Source organism: Synechococcus sp. R6-7 (assembly GCF_047461695.1).
Classification (GTDB): Bacteria; Cyanobacteriota; Cyanobacteriia; order Thermostichales; family Thermostichaceae; genus Thermostichus.
Genome location: NZ_JANSHS010000162.1, coordinates 1 through 7422 on the forward strand (window position 1 = coordinate 1; position 7422 = coordinate 7422).

At 59.4% G+C, this 7422-nt stretch carries 7 protein-coding genes; 2 read left to right on the forward strand and 5 right to left on the reverse strand.

Going from position 1 to position 7422, the window contains the following annotated elements; translation table 11 throughout:
* Positions 1-28: 28 nt before the first annotated feature.
* Entirely contained in the window at positions 29-241 is a 213-nt protein-coding gene (locus NW815_RS05595; RefSeq protein ID WP_414415794.1) for a hypothetical protein, read from the forward strand.
* Here the strand turns inward: NW815_RS05595 and NW815_RS05600 are convergent.
* The 5 genes from NW815_RS05600 to murQ all read right to left on the reverse strand — a co-directional run bounded on the left by NW815_RS05600 (position 238) and on the right by murQ (position 6260).
* Positions 238-1638: a ferredoxin:protochlorophyllide reductase (ATP-dependent) subunit N gene (locus tag NW815_RS05600; protein ID WP_011432647.1), complete on the reverse strand. Its 1401-nt coding sequence runs from the start codon at positions 1636-1638 to the stop codon at positions 238-240. The genes NW815_RS05595 and NW815_RS05600 overlap by 4 nt on opposite strands.
* A 40-nt stretch (positions 1639-1678) precedes the next feature.
* Positions 1679-2656, reverse strand: a complete 978-nt coding sequence (locus NW815_RS05605) for a protochlorophyllide reductase (RefSeq protein ID WP_414343916.1) — start codon at positions 2654-2656, stop codon at positions 1679-1681.
* A gap of 158 nt (positions 2657-2814) precedes the next feature.
* On the reverse strand, positions 2815-3651 hold the full coding sequence (bchL, locus tag NW815_RS05610) for a ferredoxin:protochlorophyllide reductase (ATP-dependent) iron-sulfur ATP-binding protein (RefSeq protein WP_041437180.1): 837 nt from the start codon (positions 3649-3651) through the stop codon (positions 2815-2817).
* Between the two features lie 371 nt (positions 3652-4022).
* Positions 4023-5309 (reverse strand): recombinase family protein, encoded by a 1287-nt coding sequence (locus NW815_RS05615; protein ID WP_414389356.1) that lies wholly within the window; start codon positions 5307-5309, stop codon positions 4023-4025.
* Positions 5310-5330: 21 nt separating this feature from the next.
* Entirely contained in the window at positions 5331-6260 is a 930-nt protein-coding gene (gene murQ / locus NW815_RS05620; protein ID WP_414389354.1) for an N-acetylmuramic acid 6-phosphate etherase, read from the reverse strand.
* A gap of 356 nt (positions 6261-6616) precedes the next feature.
* Between murQ and NW815_RS05625 the strand changes: the two genes are divergently transcribed.
* On the forward strand, positions 6617-7422 hold an 806-nt coding region (locus NW815_RS05625), incomplete at its 3' end, for a histidine phosphatase family protein (protein ID WP_414415793.1).

Here is a 7422-nt window from a genome sequence, read left to right on the forward strand (position 1 = left end):
CAGCAGTGTTCAGCGTAAATGTATCAGCATCACCACCCAAGCTACAGAGAAGGGGTTTATCTTTCGCTGCCGGCTGCTCCAGCAAGATGGCTCTTTCGAGCCGGAGATTGGCGCCAAAGCCTACGGCTACTTTCAAAACGAGGCCGAGGCTATTCTGGCGGGCATGGTCTGGATCGACCGGCAGCAACTGCCAGATCACCTAGACGGTCTACTGTTTGACAATGAGGAGCCGGAAGGTTAGATAGGGGCTTCTTCTCGCACCAGCCGCTCCCAACCCAAGCCTTTGAGGGCAGCATTGCGCCGCAGCGGTCGGGTCACCAGCTCCAGCAGAGCCTGGGTGTTGCCGAAGCCGTGGATCTGGGCGAAGGTGAACTCCACCGACCACTTGGTGGTTATCCCCCGTGCCTCTAGGGGGTTGGCGTGGGCCATACCTGTGATCACCAGATCCGGCTGCAGGGCCTTGATGCGCTGGATTTGGTTGTAGTTATCCGGCTTTTCTACGATGGTGGGCTTGGGCACTCCCATCTCTTCGCAGGTGCGCTCCAAGAGGGCCAGCTCAGCCGCTTGGTAGCGTTTGTCCATGTAAGGGATCCCGATTTCCTGCACCGTCATGCCACAGCGCACCAGGAAACGGGCCAGCGAGATCTCCAGCAGGTTATCGCCCATGAAGAAAACGCTCTTGCCCCGCAGCAGCTCCCGATAATCCCGAACCTGGGGATGGTTCCACACTTCCGCTTCCCGCTCTGCCAAGCCTTGAGTTGGGATCCCCAATTCGCGGGCAATGGCTTCTATCCAGGCGCGGGTGCCATCCGGCCCGATGGGAAAAGGAGCGGTGATGAGCTTAGCCTTTTTACGGCGTACCAGCGTGGTGGCCGTGCGGCTGAGGAAAGGATTCACCCCCACCACGTAGGTGCCCGGCTCGATGGCCGGCAGCTCTCCATAGCGTTTGGCCGGCAACCAGCCGGAGACGCGGATCCCGTGTTTTTTCAGCTCCAGGGTGAGTTGGGTCACCACCGGATCGGGCACCGAGCCGAAGATCACCAAGGGAGGATGCTTGTGGAAGCCTTCCTCCTCTTTCTTTTTTCCGGAGCGGAGCCCGTAGAAAAGGGCCTGGAGACCCCCGCGGGTTTCCTGCTCCTCTGCCCGCACCTGCTCTGGGCAGCGCTGAGCCATCGAGGCCAAAACCGTATCTTCCCCTTGGGTAAAGGCGTAGTCGAGGCCATTGGCCCGGGCCACCACAATCGGGATCCCGATCTCCCCTTCCAGCTTCTGGGCTAGGCCCTCCAGATCCATTTTGATGATCTCGGTGGTGCAGGTCCCGATCCAGACAATCACGCTGGGATTGCGATCCCGCTGAATTTGCAGGCACAGCCGCTTCAGCTCCTCATAGTCGTTGAGCTTGGCGCTAATATCCCCCTCTTCCAGCTCCGCCATGGCATAGCGGGGCTCGGCAAAGATCATCACCCCCATGGCGTTTTGCAGAAAGTAGCCACAGGTCTTGGTGCCGATGACCAAAAAGAAGCTGTCTTCAATTTTTTGATAAAGCCAAGCTACACAACTAATCGGGCAAAAGGTATGGTAATTGCCGGTTTCGCACTGGAAGTTAAGGGCGTTGGCACTATCCAAAGCAGCATTCATGCTCGTCTCCTAAAAACATAAAAGAAGGGAACGTTGCCAACTAGAGGGCTACCAACTGGGGCACACCCACCAATTTTTCGCTGAGATCCCAAAGCAATTTGGCCTTGGCATCGTCTGCCGCCTCGTCAGAGACTTCTTGGTTAAAGGGCTTGGCATTCTTGCGTTGCCGGTTACCCCAGCTCCAGTAGAATCCCGACCGACGAAACTCGGGATCGGCCACCACTTGGGCCACCCGCTCTCCGGCCAATTCCTGAGAAACAAATCCGCCCGTGATGTTTTTTTGAAACCAGGGGAAAAGTTTTTGAAACAGGGGATAGTGATGGCGGAACAGAGCCGTGGTGGCTACACACCCCGGATAGAGGGAGAGGAAGGTGATGCCAGTGCTCTCATGGAAGCGGCGGTGCAGCTCGCGCATGGTGAGGATATTGCAGACTTTGCTGTCTTTGTAGGCTTTCACCGGTTCAAATTTGCCGCCGTCCGCCATGCTGATGGGATCCTTAAAGCCCTGGGCAAATCCCCGCAGATCCCCCAGGTGGGGTTGGGGTGGGATCTTACCCCCCAGCTCTTTGGGATTGTGGGTAACCGTGCCCAAGATCACCAGCCGCCGATCTGGATAGGTGGAGCGTTTCAGATCCTCCAGCATCAAGTGGCAGAGCAAGAAATGCCCCAGATGGTTGGTGGCCATGGTCAGCTCATATCCTTCCGGGCTGCGCAAGGGCTGCTTGAGCAAGGGCATGTAGATGGCGGCATTACAGACCAAGGCGTCCAAGGAACGGCCCCAGTTGCGGAACTGCTCGACAAACCGCCGCACGCTGGCCAAGCTGGCTAGGTCGATCTGCATCAGGGTATAGCTGCCCTGGGGGATCCCCACTTGCTGGGCCGCCCGGTAGGCTTTGTCCAGATCCCGACAGGCCATCACCACGTGCCAGCCGCGCTTGGCCAAGGCCAAAGCTGAGTATAGGCCAACACCCGAGGAAGCTCCGGTAATCACGACGGTGGGTTGCTCTTGTCCTTGCATATCCAACTCCTGTGCCATTTCCTTCCCAAAGCGGGATCCCTACAGGATCCATCTTGGGGGGGAAAGCGGATCGGACAACAAATTGATAAGGTTTGCGACAGTCTTCCGAAACAGTGGCTTCATTTTTGGACACACTGCCCCCGCTGGCAGGGGATCCGTCACACCAGGGCCAGTTGACGGGCCGGGGTGTTGTAAAAGTCGGAGAGCAAAGCAAACAGCTCCCGATCCTCGGCAGGTTGGGGCACGATCCCTTCCGGACGGGCCAGCAGCTCATCGGCGATGTTCAGGTAGTACTGGCAGACAGGCTCCAGGCTGGGATCGGTTTCCGCCATCTCGAAGAGGGTTTTGCCCTTGACCCGCGAGACGCGAATATCTTCAATGAGGGGAAGCACCTCGATAACCGGCATGGGAACTGCCGAGACGTATTTGTCAATCAGATCCCGCTTACTGGTGCGATTGCCGATCAGCCCGGCCAACCGCAGCTTGCGGGTTTTGGCCTTTTCTCGCACCGAGGCAGCAATCCGATTGGCGGCAAACAGGGCATCAAAGCCGTTGTCGGTTACGATCAGGCAGTAGTCGGCGTAGTTGAGGGGAGCCGCAAAACCGCCGCACACCACATCCCCCAGCACATCGAAGAGGATGACGTCGTACTCATCGAAGGCATTCAGCTCCTTCAGGAGTTTGACGGTTTCCCCCACCACATAGCCGCCACAGCCGGCCCCTGCCGGGGGCCCACCCGCTTCCACGCAGTCCACGCCGCCGTAGCCGCGGTAGATCACATCTTCTGGGTAGATGTCTTCGTGGTGATAGCCCTTGGCTTCCAGAGTGTCGATGATGGTGGGGATGAGAAAGCCGGTCAGGGTGAAGGTGCTATCGTGCTTGGGATCACAGCCAATCTGCAAGACCTTTTTGCCCCGCCTGGCCAAGGCCACCGAGATGTTGCAACTGGTGGTGGATTTGCCGATCCCACCTTTTCCGTAAACCGCCAATTTCACAGCGCGTTCCTCCATGGGGCAGACAAGGGACATTATCGGCAGCCAACCCGCACCCTGAGAACTGTTGCGAAGGATAAAGGTGGATCCCTCAAAAAGCTAGAAGTTCCCAGATCTTGCAAATGGTCCTAAGAAAGTTCCCAGGGCTTCTCAAGTCGATTTTTGATGTTTTTCCCGATTTTAGTTTTAGATATACTTTCATCAGTGATCAAAAGAAAACAATTCCAGATGACAATTCACCCAAATCGGGAAGGATTCAGCTATGCCATGGCGCTGATCCCGTCCTCTTGGCTTGGCGCTGAGGCAGGTCTGGGCTGAGAAAGAATCAAGAATGGTCTCAATTCTGGGGGGAAGGTGGGGGGAACCCTTCGCTCTCAGGGATCGAAGGCAAAAGTAACTCGCACCGCTCCTGCAGAATCCACCTCGATCCTGCGCAGGAATTCCCGCAGGTAGGCACGCCGTTCGGTCTCGCTGAGGTCTTGCCAGAAGGGCGGGATGGAGAGGGTTTGGATGGTCTGGGTGAGGTTGGCGGGGGGGAGTTGCTCCAGCTTTTGGGCCAAGCGGGCCGTCTCTGCTCGCAACTGGTAGCGACGCTGGGCCAGAGAGGCTTCGTCCATCAGTCCAGATTGCTGTAGCTCTTCCAATTGCCGCAGCCGCTCGGCGTTGGCCTGGATTTGGGCTTGCAGCTCTTGGCGGACTTGGGTGAGGGCTTGTCGATCCAGCGTCTGGGCGCGTTGGGGCAGTTGTTCGCACACCTGCCGGATCACCTCCTGCAGGACTTCGGTGTAGGGGAGGCTGTAGCGACAGGTTTGGCAGCGCAGATAGAGGTAGGGGGATCCGTTCTTTTTCCCCTTGCGAGGGGTGGTTTGCACAATGCGCAGAAGGCTGCCACAAGCGCAGCAATGAACCAGGCCGGCCAAAGCGCGGGGAGCACTGGCGCTGCGACGCGGGATCCCTTGGTTGCGTTTGAGCCAGCGATCGATCTGGGCGGCTTCCGTGCGGCTGAGAAGGGCCGGGTGAGTGTCCCGCAGGGTGGTGCCGTCGGCATAGGCCAGATCCCCGCGGTATACCGGGTTGAGCAGCCAGTTGCGTCCGGTAGCCACAGAAATCCGCTTGTGGTGTTTTTCCTCCAAGAAGCGCACCGCCTGCCGCAGGGATCCGTAGAGGAGAAAGTGCTGGAAAAAATCCTGAACGATGCTGGCCTGCCGGCGATCCAGCACGTAGCGTTCCCCTTCGCGGCGGTAGCCAAAGGGGGCAGGGCCAGGGGGGGGTTTGCCCGCCAGGCGGTTTTGGGCTTGGCTGCAGCAGAGGCGGCGGCTTTGCAACTGATGGGGGATCTCGGCCAGCAGGGGGATCCAATCGGCAGCCTTGGTGGGGGTTTGCAGGCCGGATTCGGTGACCAAGCTGAGGCGGATCCCGGAGTGTTGGATTTGCAGCAGCCGCTCGTGGATTTCATCCGCCCGATCCCCCAGATCCGCCAGGCGCAAGAGCAGCACTTCCTGCACCCAGCCGGCTGTGATGCGTCGGAACAGCTCCTCCAAATGAGTTCGGGATCCCCAATCGTGCAGGATGGGATCGGCCCCTCGCCCCTGGAGCCAGGCCAACTCCTGTTCCGGCAAAGGAGCATGGGAAGGCGTGTAGAGGTAGCCGCAAACGCTCATGGACAAGCCATTCAACTATTGTCACCGCCGCTGCGCCAGAGCAGCATCAAGCACCTGGCGAATTCTGCCCTGGGCCTGTTGCAAGTGCTGACGGGCCTCTTGAGCAGAGCACCCCAGCAAGGCCACAAGGATGGCGGTTTTGACCTCTCCATCACAAGCCTGCAGCAATTGGGCAGCCGTAGTGGGATCCAGATCGCAGGCCAAAGCCACTATTCGCTCCGCCCGTTGCTTGAGCTTGGCATTGCTGGCCTGGAGATCCACCATTAGGTTGCCATAGGTCTTGCCCAAGCGGATCATCACTCCAGTGGAGATCGTGTTCAACACCAGCTTTTGGGCTGTGCCGGCTTTCATGCGGGTGGATCCGAGGATTACCTCCGGCCCCACCAAAGGGGCAATAGCAATATCCACCTGCTCGGTTAGAGGAGAAGGGTGATTGCAGGCCAGGCCAATCGTGAGCGCCCCCATGCTCCTAGCGGCTTGGATCCCACCCAGCACATAGGGGGTACGACCGCTGGCGGCAATTCCCACCACACTATCTTGAGCTTGGAGGTGAAGACCCTCCAGCGCGCGGGCAGCCGCTTCCGCGTCGTCCTCTGCACCCTCTACCGCCTGGGTCAGGGCTTTTTCCCCCCCGGCGATCAAAGCCACCACCTGTGCGGGGGAAGTGCCAAAAGTGGGTGGGCACTCAGCCGCATCCAGTACCCCCAGCCGACCTGAGGTTCCTGCCCCGATATAGATCAGCCGCCCGCCGTGACGCATCCGCTGGGCAATGGCATCGATGGCTTGGGCAATCGGCTCCGCCTGAGCAGCCACCGCTTCCGGCACCTGCCGATCCTCGGCGTTGATCCGTTTCACCAGTTCCAAGGTGCTGAGACGGTCGATCTCGGCTGTAGCCGGGTTGGGGCTTTCGGTCAGGGATCCGGGATCCCAAGCCAATTGTGGAGAAACCATGGCAGCGCTTGTCCAGGCAAGAGGGATCCGCCTTCAGGGATCCTACACTTTGTCTTCTCGGATTCTATCGGTGGCAGGGGGCTCTCCTGAGGGAGCAGTGGAGGGAAAAACTGCGCCAACAGCACCACAACAAGGGCAAGGAGCACCAAGCCGGCCCCCTTCGCCAACGTCCATTCAACCAAAACCTCTGCCAGCGGAAACGCAGCGCGGCCATTCTCCAAAGATGCCCCCATCACAAGCGGCGACCAGCCCAAATACGCCTCAGTCGGCAGCCCAACCGGTGAATTGACGAAGGCGAGCGCCGCCCAGTGGCGGTACTCTAGAAGGTGTTCTAAGGACTCCGTCCCGCTACTGCGATGAGTAAGTCCATGCAAGCGATGGCAAGGACTCCGTCCCGCTACCGCGACCAGCCTGCCCTGCGCATCTTGATCGTGCGCCATGGTGAGAGCACCTTCAACCTGGAAAATCGCATTCAAGGCCGCTCCGATCTCTCCCGGCTCACCCCCACTGGAGAAGTGCAGGCGCAGCGTGTAGCCGAGGCCCTGGCCGGGATCCCGTTGGATTGCGCCTATTGCAGCCCCCTGTCTCGCGCCCTCGATACCGCTCGCGTCATTTTGAAAGACCGAGAAGGGATCCCTCTGCACATCACCGATCAACTGCGGGAGATCGACCTGACGGCCTGGGAAGGGCTGACCTTTGCCGAGGTGCAGGAGAAATACCCCGAAGATTACCATCTGTGGCGGCACCATCCCGACAACCTGGAGCTGGAGGGCCGCTTTCCGGTGCGGGATCTCTGGCAGCAGGCGCAGGGGTTTTGGGAAATGCTGGCCCTGCATCTGCAATCGGCTTCGGACCCCTGGAACCATGGAGCGGATCCCTCCCCAAGGCAGCCCCTCAATATCCTCATCGTGGGCCACAGCGGCATCAATCGCGCCCTGGTCAGCACCGCCATCGGCCTGGGGCCACACCACTATCACCGCCTTGGGCAGGATAACTGCGCCATCAGCGTTCTCAATTTTCCCGAGGGCCTGCAGGGGCCGCCACAACTGGAATCTCTGAACATCACCGCTCACCTCGGCCAAGCCCTGCCCAAGCGCAAGCAGGGGATGCGCATCTTGCTGGTGCGGCATGGGGAAACCCAATGGAACCGAGAGCGCCGTTT

Excerpts from the sequence above, each read along its gene's own strand:
- NW815_RS05600 (WP_011432647.1), bottom strand. The coding sequence starts at position 1,638 with ATGAATGCTGCTTTGGATAGTGCCAACGCCCTTAACTTCCAGTGCGAA.
- NW815_RS05605 (WP_414343916.1), bottom strand. The coding sequence starts at position 2,656 with ATGCAAGGACAAGAGCAACCCACCGTCGTGATTACCGGAGCTTCCTCG.
- NW815_RS05615 (WP_414389356.1), bottom strand. The coding sequence starts at position 5,309 with ATGAGCGTTTGCGGCTACCTCTACACGCCTTCCCATGCTCCTTTGCCG.
- murQ (WP_414389354.1), bottom strand. The coding sequence starts at position 6,260 with ATGGTTTCTCCACAATTGGCTTGGGATCCCGGATCCCTGACCGAAAGC.